We start from the raw sequence: 21,982 nt of genomic DNA, 5'->3' as shown, positions 1-21,982 counted from the left end.
ATTGGAAACGTAAAATCCTCCGCACACTTGTCAAGTTGCTTTAAAATATCCTTTGATGAATATTCCTTTTTTTTCTTAAATCCGAAAATGTTCATTCGTATGTATGGTAACGGTCTCGTATAACCGTCAGTTACGGTTTTAAAGTTAATGATTTTCGGTTTAGAACTGGCGTTAGCAATTCCGAGTGGATTCGGACGTAGTCGAATCCGCCGTAATTGCGGTTATACATTGTTGGCAACTGGCTTTATTTTGCATTTTCGTAATATTCAGTTTTAAAATGTCTTTCAATACTCAACATTAGATTGAAAACGTAATCAAAATATTCTTCTGAATTTTCTCTTGCAAACTTTCTAACGAAGAAGTTTTGTAATGTTGGAATTTCTTTATAATTGAGTCCCTCAATCTTTTTGTTTTCAGAATCTGATTTATCAATTAGGTCAATCGTATTCTCGGAATCTCTTAAAATTTTTTTTGGACTATAATGAGAAAATCCATTCCTAATGGTTTGTCGTAAATGTGTCAACTCCTTAAATTGATTCTCTGTAATTATTTTCAGTTTTTTGCATTCACAGATTGTATCGTTCATAATCCAACCAGAGTATTTGTCAGACGCAGAGTAAGTCTCATTCCAATCTGTTATTTTGGAAGGTTGTGTTCCTGATTCTTTTTGAATTAAAGCTAATTTTAATATTCTTTCAAGAAAATGATTTGTCAGCGTTATTGCTGCTGTATGCGATTCAGTAATCAAGCATTTAACAATTTCTCCGATTGTTGATTTTAAATCCGTAAAGTAGTAGAATCTTGGATTGCGTAAATAATGTTTATAGTGTTCGAAGTTTTCTTCTAATGCTTTTTTAAAAAGGCTATCCAAAAATGCTTTATTTTCAGAGTCAATGTTGTTGTAGCGTTCCTCAATTATCTTTCGATTTTCGATTTCGCGTTCTTCTGGATTTATACCATACTTTTCATATATTTCTCTTGTTTTTTCGTCCATTATAAAATTTTCCAGAATCTTTTTTCAGCTTGTTGCCAACTATATATAAACGTAATTAATTGCGTTTATTCAACCCTATTGGCGTAATAAACGCACATTTCTATTTTAATGCTTAATTTTCTTACAATATAAAAACATTTTTTGTGGTAAAATTACAGATATGTGTAAATGCATTAAAATAATTTATAAATGGTACCAATTGGCTGTTAGTTTGTATTTTTTTATCTTAGCTACTAAACGCACTTTATGTTATAAACATAAAACAATATGAAAAACACCAAAGAAAAAGTAAAATGGTATAATTATATTTTTGCTCCTGGAGGTATAATTTTAACCTTGTTAGTTGCTAAAATTATATACTGGTTGTTTACCCACATTTAAAAAATGTAACCAATGAGCCAAAAAAACATTTTTAGAGCACTACTGCTTATTTCTACAGTAGTATCTTTATTTTATGTGCCTTGGCCTATTGTAACCGCTTGGCTTAAACCATTACCAAATACTATACAGGAACAACTAAACCAAACTATTAATTATGGTTTTGATGGTGTTATACTATACGTAGATGTTGCTGGTAAACCACCTGCTTTTTATGCTAACGGGTGGCATAATAAAGAACAAAAAATTGCTGCTAAGCCAAATGCGTTATTTAAAATTGCTAGTATAGATAAGCTGTATACTGCTGTTGCTATTACCAAACTAATTGGCCAAAATAAAGTAGACCTAAACAAAAGCTTAGCCTATTATTTTCCTGAGCTTAATGGTAAAATTGAGTATGCAGATAAAATTACCGTTAAAATGTTGGTGCAACACCGTAGCGGTATTCCTAATTATACCAATGCACCTAATTTTTGGAACAATCCTACACAAAATGCCCAACAAGCATTAGACCTTATAGCTGGTAAACCTGCTAACTTTAAACCCAACACAGCGTATGAGTACTGTAATACCAATTACTTGCTACTTTCTATGCTTATTAAAAAAGCTGCGGGAAAAAGTAAGTTTGACTATATAACGGAGGTAATTTTAAATCCCTTAGCATTAAAAAACACATACAACTCTATTAATAATATTAATTTAGATAACTTAATGAGTGGTTATTACGTAGGTATAGACAACGATATTAAAACCACAAATTATGGCTCTATGATTGCTACTGCGGAAGATGTTGGTATATTTTTACGTGCTTTAAATAATGGTAGCTTATTTACTGGTACTGAAAATGAAATTTACGCTTCAATATACAAGTACAACCATACCGGCCTTATACCTGGCTACCAAAGTATTGCAGAGTACCATAAAAATATAGACGCTGTTGTTGTGCAGTTTACCAATACTACAGATTTTAGTGGCTACAACTGGAACTTATCTGAAATATCATACAATAGAATTATAAAAATTATTGAACAAAATAATGGTAAATAGTCCTATTAAAAATAAAGAAAACGTATTTACATTTAAACACCTAAACTAAACGGTACGTTGCCTTACCTTTGCTAAAAATAGAAGTTACTATATGCATATTTTAAAAACTCACTACCATCCAGAGATTAAAACATTAACAAACAAATCTATATTTACAAGGTTAGCCACAAGAAGCATTGCTATTAAAGGAAATAATATTTTACTGCTTTACACAAAAAGGTATGAGGATTATAGTTTGCCTGGTGGTGGTTTAGATAAGGATGAGGACTACGTAAATGGTATGATACGTGAGCTTGTTGAAGAAACTGGAGCTAAAAACATTACTAATATTAAACCATTTGGTGTTTACGAGGAATACAGACCTTGGCACAAAACAGATTATGATATACAGCATATGATATCTTACTGCTATACTTGCACTGTTAGCGATGAATTAGGCGCTTGTAAAATGGAAACTTATGAGATAAATAATGGTATGTCTGCAAAATGGGTTAACATTTTTGAAGCTATTAAACATAACGAAAACACAATGGCTAACAGTAATAAAAAAGGAATGTCTATAGAACGAGAAACCTTTTTATTAAAACATATTGCTGCACAATTAATTTAATGGCTGTGCGCTACTCTCCTGTTTTCTTATAATCTTCTAAACCCCATTGGTCTAAATTTCTTAAAATTTGCTCTAAGGATTTTCCTCTCTTAGTTAACCCATACTCTACTTTTGGAGGTACTACAGGATATATTTTTCTAAATACAAGTTTGTCTTTTTCCAATTCTCTAACTGTTTGTGTAAACATTTTGTTAGAGATACCAGAAATTTTCTTTTGTAGTATACCAGACCTTAAATCTTCTTCTAATAAATGAAAAAGGATTAATGGTTTCCATTTTGTTCCAATTAAATTCATTGTATAATTTAACGGACAACTAATTTCTTTACTCAAAATAAACAAATTAAAATATTATAAATCAGTATTTTACTCTTTTAGGTAACTATAACACTTTTCAGTAAGTTATTGCCAACAAAGCAAATATAGTTTAATTTTGCAATCTAATTTAGAACTTATGAAAAATAATAAAGATTACCCAAAGTCATTTTCGCATATAGGAATTACGGTTCCAGATATAAACAAAGCTGTAGAATTTTATGCTAACGTTATGGGCTGGTATGTAATAATGCCGCCGTCTACGGTTAAAAAAGAAACAGAAACAGCTATTGGTCAAATGTGTATAGACGTTTTTGGAGAGGATTGGACAGAGTTTGAGATTGCTCATTTAGCTACCTCAGATGGTATTGGTGTAGAGTTATTTTCTTTTCCTCACGGAGTTAAAGAAGCTCCAGAATTTAATCCTTTTAACACTGGTTTATTTCACTTTTGTATTCAAGATCCTAATATTGAAGAACTAATTGCTAAAATTGTAGCTAACGGTGGCAAACAAAGAATGCCAATTAGGGAATATTATCCAGAAGATAAACCTTTTAAAATGTGTTATGTAGAAGACCCTTTTGGAATTGTTTTTGAAATTTACACGCACAGCTATGAGTTAACATACTCTTCTGGTGCTTACGCTAAATAAACTGTTGTTTTACTAATACAAAGCACTAAAATAGTGCTTTGTATTTTTTACCTTTTACAATTATTAGTGCATTTATTTTTACTACTTTAGTTTACCAGAACTAAAATTATGATGAGCTTTTTAAATTTCCTTTTTGGAAAAAAAAGAACTTTTAAACACCCTGTACTTGGTGTTTTTACTAGTGATAGAATAAAAGGAAATAGTACAGCTAAAACCTATACCTGGTATGGGTACTTTAATTTAGAAACTAACAATGTTAATGATTACGTGTCTTCTATTTTTATAAACGGAAATAACTATGCTCCATACAGTAATCAGTTACAATTTATTACCCAATTAATAGAAAATTGGCAAGGCAACTATTTATTAGAAATTGAACAAAAAATTAATGAACAAGATTTTTCTAATAATCCTGATTTAATAAACTGGCAAAATAAATTTTATCTTTCTGCTATATATACAAATAACTTTAAAAGTTTAGATTTTGAATTAACCTTAGAATCTAAACAAAACCCAAATTATCCTACAATAAGCGTAAACATAAAAAACGCTATTATTTTAAATGTAGCACTATACTCCTAAGAAAAATATGAACTTGATTTTTGTATTCATTCAAAAACATTCGGGTTAGTATTTTTTTTATTACATTTGTTGTATGCAACAAGAATTAAAATCTGAAATCACAAAACAACTTATAGTTGACAAAGCTTTTAATTTGTTTTATAAAAATGGCTTTAAAACTACAAGCATAGATAAAATAATGAAAGAAACAACCTTAAGTAAGGGTGCTTTTTATCATCATTATAAAAATAAAAAAGAGCTTGGCACTGCAGTTATTAGCCTTAAAGTAAAAAAAAGAGTTGCAGATGGTATGATAGCTCCGCTTATGAAATCTGGCAATGCCTATACTATTTTAGAATCGGTTTTTGTTAACCGTTTAAAGTCTTTTCCTTTTTTTGACAAACAAAATGGCTGTCCTATGAACAACCTTATTAATGAAATAGGAAATACAGAAACTGCATACCAACAAGCGTTAAAAAGTATAATTGAAGAATGGAAAATAGCCTTAGTAAGCGTAATTGAAAGAGGCAAAATTGAAAAATCTATAAAAACAAATATAGATTCTACAGCTGTAGCTATTTACTTAATAAGTGCTTTTGAAGGTATTAGAGGCATAAGAAAATTATACAATGATGACACTATATTAAATGAATACATTAAAGGCCTTAAATTATATTTAACTCAAATAAAAGAATAATTTTTTTATCTAAAAACATACCATATAGAATGTTTTAAAAATTACGAACTATGAAAAAAAACAGAAGAAATTTTATTAAAAAAGCTACCGCTGTAGGTATAGGTGCTGCCGCAATTCCTAAACTTAGTTTTGGAGCCAGCACCAATAATGTCACAGATAACATAAATAGCACTAAACCAAAAGTTTTATTTTTTGATGTAAACGAAACATTGTTAGATTTAACTGCTATGAAAAATAGCGTTGGTAGCGCGTTAGAAGGCAAAAACGATTTACTTAAATTATGGTTTACAACAATGTTGCAATACTCATTAGTTAGTACCGTTGGAAGACAATATAACGATTTTGGTATTATAGGCGCAGCTGCATTAGAAATGGTGGCCGCAAATAATAATATTAAACTAACATCAGAAGAAGCAAAAAAGGCTATTTTAACTCCAATTAGATCTTTACCTGCTCACCCAGAGGTTAAAGAGTCTTTAGAAAGGTTGCGCACGGCTGGTTACAAGTTGGTATCTTTTACCAACTCATCAAATATAGGAGTTGAAACACAATTTAAAAACGCAGGGCTAACTTCATATTTTGATGACAGATTAAGTATTGAAGATATAGGAAAATTTAAACCACATACAGATGCATACGATTGGGCTGCACGCAAAATGAAAGTTAAACCAGAAGAATGTATGTTAATTGCTGCTCACGGATGGGACATAGCTGGTGCGTTATGGGCAAATTGGAGAGGTGCATTTATTAGTAGACCTGGCGCTCAGTTGTATCCTCTTGCCAATAAACCAGAAATTAATGAAAATAATTTAAAACTTGTAGCTGATAAATTAATAGCACTTAAATAATTTTTTATGAACAAATTAAAAGACAAAGTAATTATTGTAACCGGTTCTTCTAAAGGAATTGGTAAAGAGGTTGCTATTTTATTGGCAAAAAATGGAGCTAAAATAGTTGTAAATCATTCTAATAGTGAACAAGAAGCTAATGAAACAGCAGCCATTATAAAAAAAAATGGTGGAGAAGTAATAGTAGTTAAGGCAGATGTAAGCGACAAAAAATCAGTAACAGCGCTATTTGATAAGTGTATAGAAGTATTTGGAAAAATAGACGTATTAATTAACAATGCTGGTACTATGATTTCTAAAAAACTAAAAGATAACTCAGAAAAAGACTTTGACATTCAATTTAATGTAAATGTAAAAGGGATATTTAATACTTTACAGGAGGCAGATAGTAAGCTTGCAGATAATGGTATAATAATAAACTTTTCTTCTAGTACTACAAAATTAATGTTACCAACCTATGCACTTTATTCTGCTACAAAAGCTGCTGTAGAACAAATAACAAGAGTATTTGCTAAAGAAATTGGAAGAGGCATTTCTGTTAACGCAATTGCGCCTGGCGCAACAGAAACCGAGTTGTTTTTAACAGGCAAATCAGAAGAACAAATAAATAAACTAAGTAGTATGAATGCTTTTAACAGGCTAGCAAAGCCTATAGACATAGCAAAAGTAGTTTTGTTTATGGCTAGTGATGACTCTAAGTGGATATCTGGTCAGGTAATTGGTGCCAACGGAGCATTAGTTTAAAACCTACATTATTATTTTAGTCCATTTTATATTGTTTTAAATATGGTTTATTTTAATTTATAACCGTATATAAAAGCTAGTATTTTATATTTGTGCAATTATCTGGTATTGCTACCATATAATTGCACGTTAATTAATAAAAAAATTATAAAACTAATGGAATTAAAAAGGTTGTCTTATAAACACAAGAATAGTAAAATAAAATACTATGGAAAAAACTACTTAAGACAGCTTATACCTGTAAGTTTTTATCAAAAAAAATTACAGAAAAAATTAGATAGTATTAACGGTTTTAGTAGTGATGAAATAGAGGAAATTAACACTAGAGTAAACTATTACAATAAATTAGAAATTCCTTTTAATTTATCTGAAGAAGCAAAAAGATTTGATGAATTAGAGCTAAAAAAAGGTTCTAAAGAATATTTTTTTGATGTGTATGAATATGGGAGATACTTTAAGCAGTCTATAAAAGCACATTTTTTGTTTGGTGATATAACAAAGGTATATAAAGAACCTGCTTTTGTTAAAAGTAGACCTGTTGCTAATGACAATCAAAACTCAATTTTATTAAAATGGAATAAGGTTAGACACTTTATGTTTGTTAAAAAAGATAAAGTACCTTTTGCCAAAAAGAAAAACATTTTGGTTAGTCGTGGTCAAATTTTTAAATCGCAACCACACAGAATTAAATTTTTAGAAATGTATTTTAACCATCCTATGTGTGATATTGGTATGGTAAATACTCATAAAATTATAGAGAAATGGAAAGTAAATAGAATGACTATTTCTGAAAAACTTCACTACAAATTTATTTTATGTTTAGAGGGTAATGACGTTGCTAGTAACCTTAAATGGGTAATGTCTTCTGGCTCATTAGCTGTTATGCCTAAAGCTAAATTTGAGACTTGGTTTATGGAAGGTACTCTTATACCAGATTACCATTATGTTGCTATAAAAGAAGATTTCTCTGATGTAGAAGAAAAACTACAGTATTATATAAATAACCCAGATAAGGCACAAGAGATTGTAAAAAATGCAAATGCGTATGTGCAAAAATTTAAAAACAAAAAGAGAGAAGATTTAATTTCATTACTTGTAATGAATAAATATTTTGAAAAAACCAATCAATACTAAAACAGTTGCTAAAAGATGAAAAATTATAGGGCATTTGAAACAGACAGGTTATACATTAAACCTACTACAGAAGAAGATGCTAAATTTATTTTTCAACTTTTAAATTCTCCTAAATGGTTGCAATACATTGGTAACCGAAACGTAACTAATATTTCTGATGCTCAAACGTATATAAAGGAAAAAATGCTACCTCAGCTTTACCAATTAGGCTTCTCTAACTATACCGTTATTAGAAAGGAAGACAACGTTAAAATTGGCTCTTGTGGCTTGTATAACAGAGATGGTTTAGAGGGTATAGATATAGGTTTTGCTTTTTTAGAAGAATATGAAAGAAAAGGGTATGCTTATGAAGCTGCCAATACTCTAAAACATAATGCTTTTTCTACATTTAATTTAAAAGAAATTAGTGCTATTACCACTAAAGATAATAGCAGTTCTCAAAATTTACTAGTAAAATTAGGTTTTAAATTAATAGGAACCACAACCTTACCTAATGATGATGAAGTGTTGTTACTTTTTAAAATAAGTAACAATTAAGCGTTTAAAAAGCCTCTAAACTTAATAAATTAAACAAATTACATTGTTTCTATAAATATATAGTGCTAATTTCGCTGGCTAATTCTATACTAATACAGCAGATTACAAAGGTAATTTTAATGCATAAATTAGTATTATTAACTATTACAAAAACCACAAGTTATGCGTTTAGGTTTTATACTATTGTTACTTTTATGTTCGTTTACTGGTTCTGCTCAGCAATTAAATAAACCTACAGATAGTACAACTATCTGGAAAACTTTTAAGTACGATGCCAACTCATCATGGCGTGGCATAAAACACTCGGTAACTAGACCTCTACATTGGAAAGGTAAAGATTTTGCAAAGTTTGGTAGTTTATTTGTTGGTACGGCTATTATTGCTGCAGCAGATAGACAAACAAGCGACTTTTTTATAAATCAAGAACCACACTTACCACACGCTGTAAAAGAATTTGGTTTTTACTTTGCCAAGCCACAATACTATTTTGCGTTAAATGCAAGTGTTTACGGTGTTGGCTTATTTACTAAAAACGAACAAGTACGTAAAACAGGTGTTTTAATAATATCATCTTCTATTACTGCTGGATATTTACAAATTATGGCACGTTCTGCTTTTGGGCGCGCAAGGCCATATTCTGGTAAAGACCCATATACTTTTAAACCTTTTGAGGGTACAGAAGAATACTTTTCTTTTCCATCTGGACATACCGTTTTAGGAATGACGGTAGCACATTCTGTTGCTAAACAGTTTGATAATACTTGGGCAAAAATTGGTATTTATACTGTTGGTAGTGTACCAGCAATTTCTAGAATGGTAAACGGATCTCATTGGCTAAGTGATGTTGCCTTTGGTGCTGCTTTTAGCATTTTTGTTGTAGATGGTATTGATAAATTTTTGTTTAAAGAAAAGTTATATGACTACCCAATTAAACCAAAACTAGTTACTTGGAATTTAAAATTTTCTGGTAGTCAAATTGGTATTGTAGGTACTTTTTAAAAAAATTAAAGCGTTACATTTATATTATTAACCTGTTTTACGGATATTATATTTAGCTGTAAACAGTGGTTTTATTGCTTTAGATGCGGGTTATCTTTGGGGTATTATAAAAAAAATAATATGCAACAGGAAAACCAAAATAAAGACAATATAAAATACCTCTTATTAAAAACTGCAATAATTGGTGGTGTAATATTATTCTATTTATTCCAATGGTTTGGACCTGGAATTATTCAGAATTACAAACAAAATAAAGAATTTCAAAACATTCATTACGGAGGAGACGAGTCTGAAGTAAATGAGTCTATAGATAAACACAACAAAGCAGTTATGGAACTTAGGCGATATACAGATAGTGTTATCTCTAAAAACCCTAGTTTGTTTATCTATACCAATGACACTAGTAATGTAGAAGCTATAATTAAACCCAATTTAAACTATGATGTTTTTGATAGCTATGATTTTCAGACTGTAATTAGTAAAAACACTGAAATAACTAATGAGTTAAATAATTTTTTAGACAATAGAGACTCCCTGGGCTTTAAAGTTATTTTAACAACTAGTAAGACTAATTTCTTTATTAAAAACATTGTTAATACAAAGCAAGAAACAACTTATATCACCTACTCTAGTTATTATTACAACCAAAAAGAAAAAGAACAATTAGCCAATTTAATAAATACAAGAAAAAACTATATTTCTGTTTTTAAATCTAAAGAGCAAAAAATAAGCGAGCTAGACAGCCTACAGTCAGGAAAAATTATTTTTTCAGAAACAGAGCTACAAAATAAAAAAATTGAATCTGGGCTAAAACTTATTATGGGCCCCAGAATTAATTTAAAAGATACAACTCACCTATTCTATTTTACCTCATACAATACAACTATTACTAAAAAACAGCTTACAAGTAAATTAAAAAACTTTACACCTCTATTTTTAAAAAAGCAAGACACTACAAACTGTTTTATTAAAGAAATACCAATAATAAAACCCGTTTATATTGATAATTAAAGCCTTTAAACAATCATTTATCTTGATTTTGTGTTAAATAATCTTAAATATTTTTTCATAACAAAGCAAGTGCTTAGTTTTGCACTGTAGTTATTTAATAATGGCACGTAAAAAACAATATAACGAAGAAGAAGTAATTAAAAAAGCAATGAGCCTTTTTTGGCGTAATGGCTATGAGGCTACTACTGTTCGTATGTTAGAAAAAGAAATGGGTATAAACCAATTCTCTATTTACGCTAGCTTTAAAAATAAGCAAGGAGTTTTTTTAGAAAGCGTTAAGTATTACAAAAAGCAGTTAAATAGTATAAAAGATAAGCTAAAAAACTCTAACAATGGTGTTGTTGGTATAAAGGAATATTTTTACAATTTTATAACGTTTTCTACAGAAGGACAAATACGCAAAGGTTGCCTTGTAACCAATACAGTAAATGAGGTTAAAGAAGAGGAAGAACCTGAGGTAATGGTAGAGTTAAAGAAATTTGCAAATGAAATTAGAGATTTATTTGTAAGTAATTTAAAACAAGACGACAAAAAGAGTAATTCTTTGGTGCAGCAGCAAGCAGATTATTTAATGAATGCTATTTTAGGGCTATCTATAGCTTCTAAAATGTTTACCAAAGAGCAACTAGATAATATAATAGAAGTTACATTTACAAACCTGTAACATTTTTTTTATAAGATAACTAAGCAAACGCTTAGATTTAAATTCAAACAAAAATTAATAACATAAAATTAAAAATTATGACAACTTTAAAAGTACACAACATTGAGTCTGCGCCAGAAGCTGCAAAACCATTATTAGAAGCATCTAACAAAGCCTACGGAATGATTCCTGGTTTACACGGTGTTTTAGCAGGAGCTCCTGGGTTATTAAAAGCATACCAAGAGCTACACCAACTATTTACAGAAACATCTTTTAATAATGAAGAACTTACTGTTGTTTGGCAAACAATTAATGTAGAACACGCTTGCCATTACTGTGTGCCTGCACATACAGGTATTGCAAAAATGATGAAGGTTGATGATGCAATTATTGATGCTTTACGCGATGAGACTCCTCTTGCAGATGCTAAACTAGAAGCATTACGTACTATAACATTAGCTATAACACGCAATCGTGGTAATGTATCTAAAGAAGATTTAGAAGCTTTTTATGCTGCTGGGTATGGTGAGCAACAAGTATTAGAAATAATTTTAGGACTATCTCAAAAAGTAATTAGCAATTACACAAACCACATTGCTAATACACCTGTAGATGAAGCTTTCCAAAAATTTGCTTGGTCTAAAAAATAAAAAATTGTCGCAATATGTTGTTTTTTTAGAATGAAGAAGATAGCGACGTTTAACCTTCTGTTTCCCCCACGGAAGGTTTTTTTTTTTAAAATAAACTTAAAGAAAACACAAATAAGTATGCGCACATATTTACAATTCGTAATTTTATGTGCAACACTTTTTTAGTGCTTAAAACAAATAAAAAATTATGATAAAAGTATCTGTAATGTATCCAAACACTAAAAATGTACAGTTTGATACAGAATATTATAAAAACACACACTTGCCTATGGTTTCAAAAGCTGTTGGTAGCGCATTAAAAGATTTAGAACTAGACTTAGGTATAGCTAGCAGAGTTCCTGGTGAACCTGCTCCTTATGTAGCAATTGCACATTTAAAGTTTGATAGTATTGAGACTTTCCAAGAGTCTTTTGGCCCGCACGCTAAAACTTTTGCAGATGATGTAAAAAACTACAGCAATGTACAAGGAGAATTACAAATTAGTGAACTGGTTACATTTTAAATTATGAGTAAAAAGATAAAAATAGATCTTGTTTCTGATGTGGTTTGCCCTTGGTGCGTCATTGGATACAAACGTCTAGAACAAGCAATAAAAGAACTAGATATTGCAGATAAGATAGAAATAGAATGGCAACCTTTTGAGTTAAACCCAAATATGCCTGCTCAAGGTCAGGATGTAGAAGAACATATTACAGAAAAATATGGCTCTACACCAGAACAGCAGAAAGAGTCACAGGAGCGTATGACAGATTTTGGGGCGGAACTTGGTTTTAAGTTTGATTATTTTAAGGGTATGCGTATGGCAAATACTTTTAATGCACATGTATTGTTAGATTATGCAAAGACCAATGGCAAACAAACTGAATTAAAAATGCGTTTAATGAATGCATTTTTTGGCGAACGCAAAGATGTATCTAACAGAGACATTCTTAAACAAGAACTAGAAGCTGTTGGCTTAAGCGCTACAAAAGCTTTTACTTTATTAGATAATGAAGAGTTAAGAACCAAGGTTAGGTCTGAGGAAAATTACTGGAAAAGTTTAGGGGTAAACTCTGTACCTACAGTAGTTTTTAACCGCAAAAGTGCATTAACAGGTGCGCAACCTGTAGCTGTTTATAAACAAGTATTAAATGAATTATTAGAATCTTAAACAATGAAAAAACTAAGCTACATAATTGTAATTTGTATTTTATTTATATCCTGTAAAGAAAAAAAATCTAATACCACCAATGATAGTTTATTAAACACAGCCAATACTACTGTTAACACACCTATTAAAGTTGCCTCTTTTAAAGGACAACAAGTTACTGGTGTTACGGTAAGTAACAAGGGGCGTATTTTTGTAAACTTTCCCAGATGGAGAAAAGGTGTAAACAGTTCTGTACTAGAAGTTGTAAATAATAACAACCTACCTTTTCCTAACAAAGAATGGAATTCTTGGGAGGTTGGAGATGTAGTTTCTCCTAACAAATTTGTGGGTGTACAGTCTGTTGTTGCTTATAACAATCTTTTATATGTTTTAGATACCAGAAGTCCACTTTTTCAAGAGGTATTAGATGCGCCAAGAGTATTTGTGTTTAATGTAAACACCAAAAATTTAGAGCATACCTATATTTTACAAAAAGGCACTTATCACCCTAACTCTTACATAAATGATTTAAGAATAGATCATAAAAAAAATAAAATATACTTTACAGATTCTGGAAACCCTGGCTTAGTAATTTTAGATTTAAAAACAGAAAAATTTACAAGAGTTTTAGACAATCATTCTTCTACAAAAGCAGAAGTAAATTTTTTGACCTTTAACTCTAAAAAATGGACAAATACGGTACATTCTGATGGCATTGCTCTAGATACTATAAATGATAAATTATATTACCACGCTCTTACTGGTTATAGTTTGTACAGCATACCAACTGCTGCACTAATTTTAAAAGATAGTGTAGCTTTAGAAAAAGAAGTCACTTTTGAAGCCAAAACTAGCGCTCCAGACGGAATGATTTTTGACAAAAAAGGCTATTTGTATTATGCTGATTTAGAAAATGATAAAATTATGTATCGGAAACCAGATGGTAGTGTACATATTTTAATAGAGGGGGAAGATGTAAAATGGGCAGACACATTTAGTATTTATAATAACTATTTATACTATACCAATTCTAGAATTAATGAAGTTAGTGCAGATATATCTGCAATGAATTTTACAGTTTATAAAATAGAATTACACCAATAAAAAAGATATGAAGTATACTTTAGCATTTGATGTATATGGCACACTTATTAATACCTCTGCAGTGCTTGTATCTTTAGAAAAACTATTGGGGAAAGATACCGCCAAACCATTTATGGATACTTGGCGAGATAAGCAATTAGAGTATTCATTTAGAAGAGGTTTAATGGATAAGTACACAGATTTTTCTGTATGTACAGACAATGCCTTAAATTTTGCATGTAAAAAATTTAAAATTACTTTAAGCTGCGAGCAAAAAGAGGCTCTTTTAAATGAATATACTGTGTTACCCGCCTTTGATGATGTTAAAGATGCATTGATAGATTTAAAAACTGCAGGACACAGATTATTTGCTTTTTCTAATGGTAGTAAAGAAGCCGTTACCAAATTACTGAAAACAGCCAATATTTTTAATTATTTTGAAGCTATAATTAGTGTTGAACACGTAAAAATATTTAAGCCTAGTCCTATTGTATATGACTATTTTTTAGAAAGTACCAATGCTAAAAAGGAAGAAAGTTGGTTAATATCTAGTAATAACTTTGATGTTATTGGCTCTAAAATGTTTGGTATGCACTCTGCTTGGGTGCAACGTACACCAGATGCTATTATGGATCCTTGGGGAATTACACCTACAGCCACTATACATAAGTTAACAGATTTGGCTAAAAATTTATAGTTTTTTTTAGAACTAGTACAGTAAATATTACTGTTATTTACACTCTTAATTTTTTAGCTATGATTAATAAAACAATTGGTATTGTAGGCGGTGTAGGCAGTTACGCAGGTATAGACTTAATTAAAAAGGTGTACGATTTAACAGAAGCAAAATCTGACCAAGAACATTTACCGGTTTCTATGTTGTCTGTACCACACAAAATAATAGACCGTACAAAATATTTGTTAGGTGAAACTACTGTAAATCCTGGTATAGCCATATCAGAAATTATAGCTACACTTATAGCTAGTGGTTCTAATATTATTGCAATTCCTTGTAATACAGCACACGCTAAACCAATTTTTAATTTAATAGAAAAAAGCATACCAGAATCTTGTGTGCTAGTAAATCTTATAGAAGAAGTTGGGTTGTATATAGCTACAAAACATCCAGAAATAAAAAAAGTTGGTGTTTTAGGTACAACTGGTACTATTTTAGCAAAAGTATACCCAGATGTTTTAGCTAAATATAATATAGAGGTGATTCAACCTTCAGAAGACATTCAAAATTTGTTTGTTCATCCTTCTATATATGATGCCAACTATGGTATAAAAGCTTTTTCTAATCCTGTAAATAAAAAAGCCAAAGAAAACCTTAATATGGCTGCAACTTACTTATCCAGAAAAGGTGCGCAGGCTGTTATATTAGGTTGTACAGAAATTCCGCTTGCTATACAGGATACCAAAATTGAAGATAGTTTAATTATAGACGCTACTACAGTATTGGCAGGCGCATTAATTAGAGAGTCTAGAAAAACCAAAGAACAAAATTCTTAATTAAATACTCCTAATTAAGCGTTGTAAAACCTAATAATTAGTTGCTTTTTAATTAACATTAAGAGTAAAATAGCTAAAAAACAATTAGACTATCTTTGCTATTAATGCAAAAGAAAATTACAACGTATTTAAAAACTATAGAACTCTTTTTAAAGGGATCTAGCTTTTATAGAGGTATTGTACTTACTATATCTGTTGTTATTCCGTTAGCCTTTTTTTATTTAATAGGACTACTGGAGTATGCGCCTTCTATAGTTTTGGGTGCTTTTTTAAATGCTCCAAGTGATGTTCCTGGAAGCCTAAAACGCAAAATTAATGGTATTTTAATTAGTATTGCTCTAACTTTAATTGTTACCATACTAATCCTTTTTAGCAAGCCTATTTTTACATTGCTACTTATAGCTATAGCAATTTTAAGTTTTATAATAGCCCTAATTTCTGCTTATGGTTTTAGAGCCTCTTTGGTTTCTTTTTCTGGTTTGTTAGCCATTGTATTGGCATTGGCCGTAAAAAAAACAGAAGCCACAGAAATTTGGCAACACATAGCATTATTAGGTATTGGTGGCTTATGGTATTTGGTAGTTTCTTTAATATCTGGGTGGATTTCTCCAAAAAAAGATGTAGACCAGCTATTGTCTGACACCTCTGCCCTAACCGGCAAGTACTTAAAAATTAGAGCTAAACTTTTAACTAAGCCTACAAAAAGAGATAAATTCTCTACAAAGGCACTTGTTATACAAACACAAATTAGCGAAAAACACGAAACTTTAAGGGAACTTCTATTAAAAGACCGCAAACGATCTGGTAGATCTTTATCTAATGAAAAAAGACTACTTATTTTTATTTCATTGGTAGATGTTTTTGAGCTTGCTCTTGCCAATAACTTAGATTATTCTAAAATAGATTCTCTTTTTGAGCTTCAAAAGCATCACTTAAAATCTTTTAAAAAAATGAATAAAGTAATGGGAAATCACCTTATTGCTTTATCAGAACTACTTCTAAAAAAAGGAAAATTACCAGAAATTTCTTCTTTAAATAAAACACTTAAAGAGTGTAATAAATCAATTAATGCATATGTAGATGAAATTAAGCTCCCAAAAGCTAGAGATGGGGCAATAACTCTGCGCAACTTACACGATTATCAAAAACAACTTTTAGCAGAAATTAAGGCTATTAGACGTGTTTTAAACAACTCAGAAAACGTATCTAAAGTTTTATTAAAAACACAGGAGTCTAAACAGTTTTTAACATTACAAGAGTATAAGTTTAATATTCTTTTACAACACTTTAGTTTAAAGTCTCCTATGCTAAGGCACGCACTAAGACTATCATTAGCTATTATATTTGGATTTGCAATTGGTAGTGTATTAGACATTAAAAATGCTTATTGGATTGTGCTTACCATTATTGTAATTATGAGACCAAATTACGGTTTAACTAAAGAACGCTCTAAAAACCGTATAATTGGTACTATTATTGGCGCTATAATTGCCACAATAATTGTACTTATTACACAAAACACCATTATTTATATGGTTTTGGCAGTGTTATCTTTAACTTTTGCTTTTTCATTAATACAACAAAGTTACAAAGCTGGTGCGGCATTTATTACCTTAAACATTGTTTTTGTGTATGCTTTGTTAGACCCTAATGCATTTTCCGTAATTCAGTACCGCGTAATAGATACTATTATAGGAGCCGGCATTGCATTGTTGGCAAACTATATTGTTTTCCCTAGCTGGGAGTATAAAAATTTAGATACCGTTATTTTAAAGGTTATACTTAGTAATAGAGATTACTTAGAGGCTACTAAAAAATTGTATCATAATAAAGAAAGTAATTCATTAGAATATAAAGTGTACAGAAAAGAAGCTTTTTTAGCAATGAGCAATTTAAATGCTGCTTTTCAAAGATTAACACAAGATCCTAAGTCTAAGCAAAAACAATCTGTTTTAATTTATGATATTGTTACCTTAAACCACACAATGTTATCTGCAATAGCATCTGTAGGTAGTTATATTTTAAACCACAAAACTACACCTGCTTCTAAGGAGTTTGACATTATAGTACACAGCATAAATAACTCTCTAAAAAATTCTGCTTTAATTTTAGAGCAAGTAAATTTTACTGCAGATGAAGAAGAACCACACGTAAATAAAGCGCAACAAAAACTTATAAAAGATTTTGATGCTTTAGCATTGGCTAGAGATAAAGATATTAAAGCCGGAAAAACTGAAATAGATAAAGACACGCTACTTAATTTACAAGAATCACATTTAATAAGTAACCAATTAATTTGGCTTAAAACTTTATCTGAAAACCTTAGAAAGGTTACGGTTAAATATACCGATGTTTTTAAATAATGACTTTAATTTGTTATATTTAAATAAATTACAACAACTAAACTTTGGTGTATGAAAAAATATGTTTTTACAATTTGTTTCTTAGTATTATCTAATTGTATTTGGGCGCAAGAACATAAAGAGTTAAAAAATTTACTTTGGGAAAACGTAGAAAGTTGTTTTTCAAATTTTAAGAATTTAAATAAAAAAGATAAAAACAATTTAGAAATTATAGAAGACACCAAAAATGGTTATTTAGAAGTTTGTGGCACATACCCTACTTGTGGTTGTTACTGCAGCGCTGTAGTTGCAGTGTTTAAAGATGCTAACAAGAATTATACTCTGTTAAAAACAAATGAAAACGTTTGTAGTTGGACAAAAAATGTGAGCTCAGATAAAGAAATGGAACAAATTTTACCAAATAATTTTGGTTTTAGCACTTTTTCATCTTCACAAATAATTCCATTTTTAAAACATCCTGCTTATTATTTAAATTTTAAAATTCCTATAAAAGGAACTGATATTAAAGTAACACCAGAGCTTATTCCGCTAGGTTTAAATGTTAATAAAAATAGTGCTTGGGTGTATGGTTACAGTCAAAACAATGCTACACCAAAATCTATATCAAACTTAAAAAAAATAGTAAGTAGCATATCAAATAGTAAAACTATAGATTATTTAATATCTGGTAATATTGATAGCATTGCCAAACAAGACTTAAAGATTATAAATACTAGTATTACTGATAATGATTTTAGTAGCTCTAAAGAATTAGCTGGTATTTTTGAAGAGTTAAAAAACATTTACCAAGCTTATGTAAACATCCAGCATAATTATATAATTTTAGGCTGGGATAAAGAAAAAGCTGCATTTTTTATAAAAGAAAAAGGAGATAAACCTAAAACTATTACGTTTAAAAACTTTTTACTACACGCAAATTACTGGGAGCCTATTTGTTAAAAATTTGGTTAAACTTAATTTATCATTTTTATATATCTAGAATTATAGATATATTTGAAGTATGAATATCAAATTGGCTACAGAAATAGGAAAATGTTTGTCTAACCAAACCAGAATGCAAATTATGGAGTGGTTAAAAAAACCTGAAGCGAATTTTCCGCCTCACGAAACGCTAAAACATTTTAATGATGGGGTTTGTGTTACCTATATACAAGAAAAATCTGGTTTGTCTCAGTCTACAATATCTACCTATTTAACAAATATGGAAAAATGCGGACTATTAATACTTACCAAACACGGTAAATGGGCTTATTTTAAGCGCAATGAAAAAACAATTAAAGAGTATGTTAACTTTATTAGTTAGTATTTTTTTACATAATCATATAGACATATATAGATATATAGATATAAAAACATAAGAAAATGAAACCCGTAATAGATATTTTAGGTTGGTCTGGCTCTGCTTTTATTATTTTGGCTTATGCACTTACCCTTTTAGAAAATAAAAGATACATAGACTACGGAAAGTACCTTAATTTAATAGGCGGACTTTTTATTGCTCTAAATTGCTACTATTACAATGCAATTCCACCATTTGTAACCAATTTATTATGGAGCATAATAGCTACATTAACGATCTATAAAAATCGAAAAAACAATACGCCTAGTAAAAAAAGAAATGTATAATTTTAAATAAGTTGATATGAAAATTTTAATTATTGGAGGTAATGGAACAATTGGTAAAAAAGTAACAGCACATTTTAAAAATGAAGCAGAAGTACTTGTTGCTGGTAGAACAAGCGGAGATGTAACTGTTGATATTGCAAATAGCACCTCTATAAAAAAAATGTTTACCAAAACAGGAAAACTAGATGCAATTATAGCCATTGCAGGTGAAGCAAAATGGGATACATTTGCCAAATTAACTGAAGAAGACTACCGCATTGGACTTAATAGTAAACTTATGGGACAAGTAAACCTTGTACGTATTGGCCAAAATTATGTAAACAAAAATGGTTCTATAACATTAACTACTGGTATTTTGGCAGATGATCCTGTTGTTAAAACAACTAGTGCAGCAATGGTAAATGGAGCTATACATAGTTTTGTTATGGCTGTAGCTTTAGAAATAGAAAACGGTATTAGAGTTAATGCGGTATCTGCCAATGTAGTAGAAGATGCTTATGAAAAGTACAAAGATTTTTTTCCTGGAAATATGCCAACACCAATGAATAAACTTGTTGGTGCTTACGTAAGAAGCGTAAAAGGTAAACGTAATGGTGAAATAATAAGATTATACAATTAAGGTTAAAAAAAGACTAAATACAGTAAAAAACTCAAGGCTTTTAGTACTTTTGCAGTACCTAAAAAAGGTACATTACAAACACAAACCATTTATATTATGAAAAAATTACTTTTGGTAATTGTTCTATTTAACTTAGTTAGTTGTGCAGAGTTACAACAAGTAGTAAATCAATTACCACAAAGCGGCGCGGTGTTAAGCAACCAAGAAATTGCTAATGGCCTAACAGCTGCTCTTAACCAAGGTGTACAAAAGCAAGTTAGTAAACTTACATTAGAAGATGGCTACTATAAAAATGAACTGGTAAAAATTTTATTACCAGAAGAATTACAAAAAGTAGACAACACTTTGCGTAAAATTGGATTAGGCAACTTAGCAGATGAAGGTTTAAAAGCTATTAACAGAGCTGCTGAAGATGCTGTAGGCGAAGCTACTCCTATTTTTGTAGATGCTATTACAAATATGAGTTTTACAGACGCTAAAAATATTTTAGTTGGTGCAGACAATGCTGCTACACAATATTTAACTGCAAATACAGAAACTGCACTTTATAACAAATTTAATCCTGTAATTAAAAACTCTTTTTCTAAAGTTGGCGCAGATAAAATTTGGACGCAGTTAATTACTAAATACAACAATATTCCATTAGTACAACCTGTTAATCCAGATTTAACAGATTACGTTACACAACAGGCGTTAGAAGGTGTTTTTACTATGATTGCTGTTGAAGAAAAAGAAATAAGAAATAAAGTATCTTCTAGGTCTACAGATCTTCTTAAGAAAGTATTTGCCTTACAAGATTAAAAATATTACTAATTTTTATTACAACTTTACAATAATCTAAAAATAAGGACGTTATGTAAATATGAAACGAGTTATCTAACTTATTATTAATGTTTAGTTAACCGTGGATATTACAAAATTTTCGATTTTTGTAAAAAAATTGAGTTAGTATTTTTTTGAGTTAGTTAGTTTAAAACCGGTGGGAGCACCGGTTTTTATTTTTTGTAATAGTTTGTATTTAAAACGATGCTATATAATTTATCACTTTCTCGTTAAAAATGTCTGGCTGTTCTACATTTACAACGTGTCCGCAATCTTCTATAACTACCAATTCTGAAGCTGTATGTTGTTTTACAACTTTTTTTATAGAAGGTAAAAACATATAATCTTCTTGCCCCATAATATACAAAGCAGGTATCTTAATATCTTTAGTTCTAAAAAAACGCAATAATGGGTTTATATCAGCAGTTAACTTAAACCAGCGTATAAATTCCTTTTGATATAATTTTTTAGCTTCACGTACAAAAAGAGATCTAGATTCTTTATGGTTCTTATTTGGCATAATTACAAAAGCAAAAAACTTGTACAACCATAAATAAGGTACCACAGACTTAAAAATGGTTCCTAAACGCATTAAAACCTGTGATCTAAAGTTTAGCTTTAATATGGCTCCACCCAAAACCATACTCTCTACCCTATCTGGATAGTTTTCTGCAAGATTTCTAATTAAAATGGTTCCTAAAGAAATACCTATAAAGTGCGATTTATCAACTTTTTCAAATTCTAAAACCTGAACAATATCTTCAGTTAAAAAATTAAAGGTGTATTTTTTGTCGTACACATCTTTAAAACTATGTTTAGACCCGCCGTGTCCTCTAAGGTCAATTAGTAGAATATTAAACTTGCTTTTAAATGCTCTTACTTGTTTAAACCAGATTGAAGAACTACCTCCTGCTCCGTGTATAAACGTAACCCATTTTTTTGAAGTTTTATGTCTATAAGTTGTGTAGTTAAGCAATATATTTTTGTATTGATTGATGACGTAATAAGTG

The 21,982-nt window shown here is 30.0% G+C and carries 27 protein-coding genes; 24 read left to right on the top strand and 3 right to left on the bottom strand.

Features of this window, described 5'->3' with window-relative positions; translation table 11 throughout:
• Window positions 1-244: 244 nt before the first annotated feature.
• Window positions 245-994 (bottom strand): hypothetical protein, encoded by a 750-nt coding sequence (locus BFJ87_RS04345; RefSeq protein WP_077400465.1) that lies wholly within the window; start codon window positions 992-994, stop codon window positions 245-247.
• Between the two features lie 393 nt (window positions 995-1,387).
• Between BFJ87_RS04345 and BFJ87_RS04340 the strand changes: the two genes are divergently transcribed.
• Window positions 1,388-2,419 carry a serine hydrolase domain-containing protein gene (locus BFJ87_RS04340; RefSeq protein ID WP_077400462.1) on the top strand — a complete coding sequence of 344 codons (1,032 nt, stop codon included), beginning with the start codon at window positions 1,388-1,390 and terminating at the stop codon, window positions 2,417-2,419.
• 91 nt (window positions 2,420-2,510) lie between these two features.
• The gene (locus BFJ87_RS04335) at window positions 2,511-3,029 is read left to right on the top strand and encodes an NUDIX hydrolase (protein WP_077400458.1); all 519 of its coding nucleotides are present in this window, start codon (window positions 2,511-2,513) and stop codon (window positions 3,027-3,029) included.
• Between the two features lie 10 nt (window positions 3,030-3,039).
• Here the strand turns inward: BFJ87_RS04335 and BFJ87_RS04330 are convergent, their stop codons facing one another.
• Window positions 3,040-3,360: a winged helix-turn-helix transcriptional regulator gene (locus BFJ87_RS04330; protein WP_077400456.1), complete on the bottom strand. Its 321-nt coding sequence runs from the start codon at window positions 3,358-3,360 to the stop codon at window positions 3,040-3,042.
• 121 nt (window positions 3,361-3,481) lie between these two features.
• Between BFJ87_RS04330 and BFJ87_RS04325 the strand changes: the two genes are divergently transcribed.
• From BFJ87_RS04325 to BFJ87_RS04220, 22 genes are all read left to right on the top strand, one after another.
• The gene (locus BFJ87_RS04325; protein ID WP_077400453.1) at window positions 3,482-3,994 is read left to right on the top strand and encodes a VOC family protein; all 513 of its coding nucleotides are present in this window, start codon (window positions 3,482-3,484) and stop codon (window positions 3,992-3,994) included.
• A gap of 108 nt (window positions 3,995-4,102) precedes the next feature.
• On the top strand, window positions 4,103-4,576 hold the full coding sequence (locus tag BFJ87_RS04320) for a hypothetical protein (protein ID WP_139344204.1): 474 nt from the start codon (window positions 4,103-4,105) through the stop codon (window positions 4,574-4,576).
• Window positions 4,577-4,649: 73 nt separating this feature from the next.
• Window positions 4,650-5,252, top strand: a complete 603-nt coding sequence (locus BFJ87_RS04315; protein ID WP_077400447.1) for a TetR/AcrR family transcriptional regulator — start codon at window positions 4,650-4,652, stop codon at window positions 5,250-5,252.
• A gap of 50 nt (window positions 5,253-5,302) precedes the next feature.
• Window positions 5,303-6,100, top strand: coding sequence for a haloacid dehalogenase type II (locus tag BFJ87_RS04310; RefSeq protein WP_077400444.1), 798 nt, complete (start codon window positions 5,303-5,305; stop codon window positions 6,098-6,100).
• Window positions 6,101-6,106: 6 nt separating this feature from the next.
• Complete coding sequence (locus BFJ87_RS04305) at window positions 6,107-6,844, top strand: SDR family oxidoreductase (RefSeq protein WP_077400440.1); 738 nt, start codon at window positions 6,107-6,109, stop codon at window positions 6,842-6,844.
• Between the two features lie 156 nt (window positions 6,845-7,000).
• Window positions 7,001-7,978 carry a glycosyl transferase family 90 gene (locus tag BFJ87_RS04300; protein WP_077400437.1) on the top strand — a complete coding sequence of 326 codons (978 nt, stop codon included), beginning with the start codon at window positions 7,001-7,003 and terminating at the stop codon, window positions 7,976-7,978.
• A 15-nt stretch (window positions 7,979-7,993) separates the two neighbouring features.
• Window positions 7,994-8,515 carry a GNAT family N-acetyltransferase gene (locus BFJ87_RS04295; protein ID WP_077400434.1) on the top strand — a complete coding sequence of 174 codons (522 nt, stop codon included), beginning with the start codon at window positions 7,994-7,996 and terminating at the stop codon, window positions 8,513-8,515.
• 162 nt (window positions 8,516-8,677) lie between these two features.
• Window positions 8,678-9,514 carry a phosphatase PAP2 family protein gene (locus BFJ87_RS04290; RefSeq protein ID WP_077400431.1) on the top strand — a complete coding sequence of 279 codons (837 nt, stop codon included), beginning with the start codon at window positions 8,678-8,680 and terminating at the stop codon, window positions 9,512-9,514.
• Window positions 9,515-9,634: 120 nt separating this feature from the next.
• Entirely contained in the window at window positions 9,635-10,525 is an 891-nt protein-coding gene (locus BFJ87_RS04285; RefSeq protein WP_077400428.1) for a hypothetical protein, read from the top strand.
• A 100-nt stretch (window positions 10,526-10,625) separates the two neighbouring features.
• Window positions 10,626-11,189: a TetR/AcrR family transcriptional regulator gene (locus tag BFJ87_RS04280; protein WP_077400425.1), complete on the top strand. Its 564-nt coding sequence runs from the start codon at window positions 10,626-10,628 to the stop codon at window positions 11,187-11,189.
• Between the two features lie 77 nt (window positions 11,190-11,266).
• Window positions 11,267-11,818, top strand: coding sequence for a carboxymuconolactone decarboxylase family protein (locus BFJ87_RS04275; RefSeq protein ID WP_077400422.1), 552 nt, complete (start codon window positions 11,267-11,269; stop codon window positions 11,816-11,818).
• 187 nt (window positions 11,819-12,005) lie between these two features.
• Window positions 12,006-12,320: an EthD family reductase gene (locus BFJ87_RS04270; RefSeq protein ID WP_077400419.1), complete on the top strand. Its 315-nt coding sequence runs from the start codon at window positions 12,006-12,008 to the stop codon at window positions 12,318-12,320.
• Window positions 12,321-12,323: 3 nt separating this feature from the next.
• Window positions 12,324-12,968, top strand: coding sequence for a DsbA family oxidoreductase (locus tag BFJ87_RS04265; protein ID WP_077400416.1), 645 nt, complete (start codon window positions 12,324-12,326; stop codon window positions 12,966-12,968).
• 3 nt (window positions 12,969-12,971) lie between these two features.
• The gene (locus BFJ87_RS04260; RefSeq protein ID WP_077400413.1) at window positions 12,972-14,051 is read left to right on the top strand and encodes an L-dopachrome tautomerase-related protein; all 1,080 of its coding nucleotides are present in this window, start codon (window positions 12,972-12,974) and stop codon (window positions 14,049-14,051) included.
• 7 nt (window positions 14,052-14,058) lie between these two features.
• A complete protein-coding gene (locus tag BFJ87_RS04255) occupies window positions 14,059-14,727 on the top strand; it encodes a haloacid dehalogenase type II (RefSeq protein ID WP_077400410.1) in 669 nt (222 codons plus the stop codon).
• 59 nt (window positions 14,728-14,786) lie between these two features.
• Window positions 14,787-15,542: an aspartate/glutamate racemase family protein gene (locus BFJ87_RS04250; RefSeq protein WP_077400407.1), complete on the top strand. Its 756-nt coding sequence runs from the start codon at window positions 14,787-14,789 to the stop codon at window positions 15,540-15,542.
• Between the two features lie 104 nt (window positions 15,543-15,646).
• On the top strand, window positions 15,647-17,905 hold the full coding sequence (locus BFJ87_RS04245) for an FUSC family protein (protein WP_077400404.1): 2,259 nt from the start codon (window positions 15,647-15,649) through the stop codon (window positions 17,903-17,905).
• A 51-nt stretch (window positions 17,906-17,956) separates the two neighbouring features.
• Window positions 17,957-18,844: a hypothetical protein gene (locus BFJ87_RS04240; RefSeq protein WP_077400401.1), complete on the top strand. Its 888-nt coding sequence runs from the start codon at window positions 17,957-17,959 to the stop codon at window positions 18,842-18,844.
• A gap of 61 nt (window positions 18,845-18,905) precedes the next feature.
• Window positions 18,906-19,208 (top strand): ArsR/SmtB family transcription factor, encoded by a 303-nt coding sequence (locus BFJ87_RS04235; protein WP_077400397.1) that lies wholly within the window; start codon window positions 18,906-18,908, stop codon window positions 19,206-19,208.
• 59 nt (window positions 19,209-19,267) lie between these two features.
• Window positions 19,268-19,531, top strand: coding sequence for a CBU_0592 family membrane protein (locus tag BFJ87_RS04230; protein ID WP_077400394.1), 264 nt, complete (start codon window positions 19,268-19,270; stop codon window positions 19,529-19,531).
• 16 nt (window positions 19,532-19,547) lie between these two features.
• Window positions 19,548-20,150 (top strand): short chain dehydrogenase, encoded by a 603-nt coding sequence (locus BFJ87_RS04225; RefSeq protein WP_077400391.1) that lies wholly within the window; start codon window positions 19,548-19,550, stop codon window positions 20,148-20,150.
• A gap of 96 nt (window positions 20,151-20,246) precedes the next feature.
• Window positions 20,247-20,951 carry a DUF4197 domain-containing protein gene (locus BFJ87_RS04220; RefSeq protein WP_077400388.1) on the top strand — a complete coding sequence of 235 codons (705 nt, stop codon included), beginning with the start codon at window positions 20,247-20,249 and terminating at the stop codon, window positions 20,949-20,951.
• Window positions 20,952-21,168: 217 nt separating this feature from the next.
• Here the strand turns inward: BFJ87_RS04220 and BFJ87_RS04215 are convergent, their stop codons facing one another.
• Window positions 21,169-21,948, bottom strand: a complete 780-nt coding sequence (locus tag BFJ87_RS04215) for an alpha/beta fold hydrolase (protein WP_077400386.1) — start codon at window positions 21,946-21,948, stop codon at window positions 21,169-21,171.
• Window positions 21,949-21,982: the final 34 nt, after the last annotated feature.

Source organism: Cellulophaga omnivescoria, from assembly GCF_001999725.1.
GTDB classification, from domain to species: domain Bacteria; phylum Bacteroidota; class Bacteroidia; order Flavobacteriales; family Flavobacteriaceae; genus Cellulophaga; species Cellulophaga omnivescoria.
The sequence above is the reverse complement of the archived record's forward strand: the minus strand, read 5'-3'. Positions and strand labels throughout refer to the sequence as shown.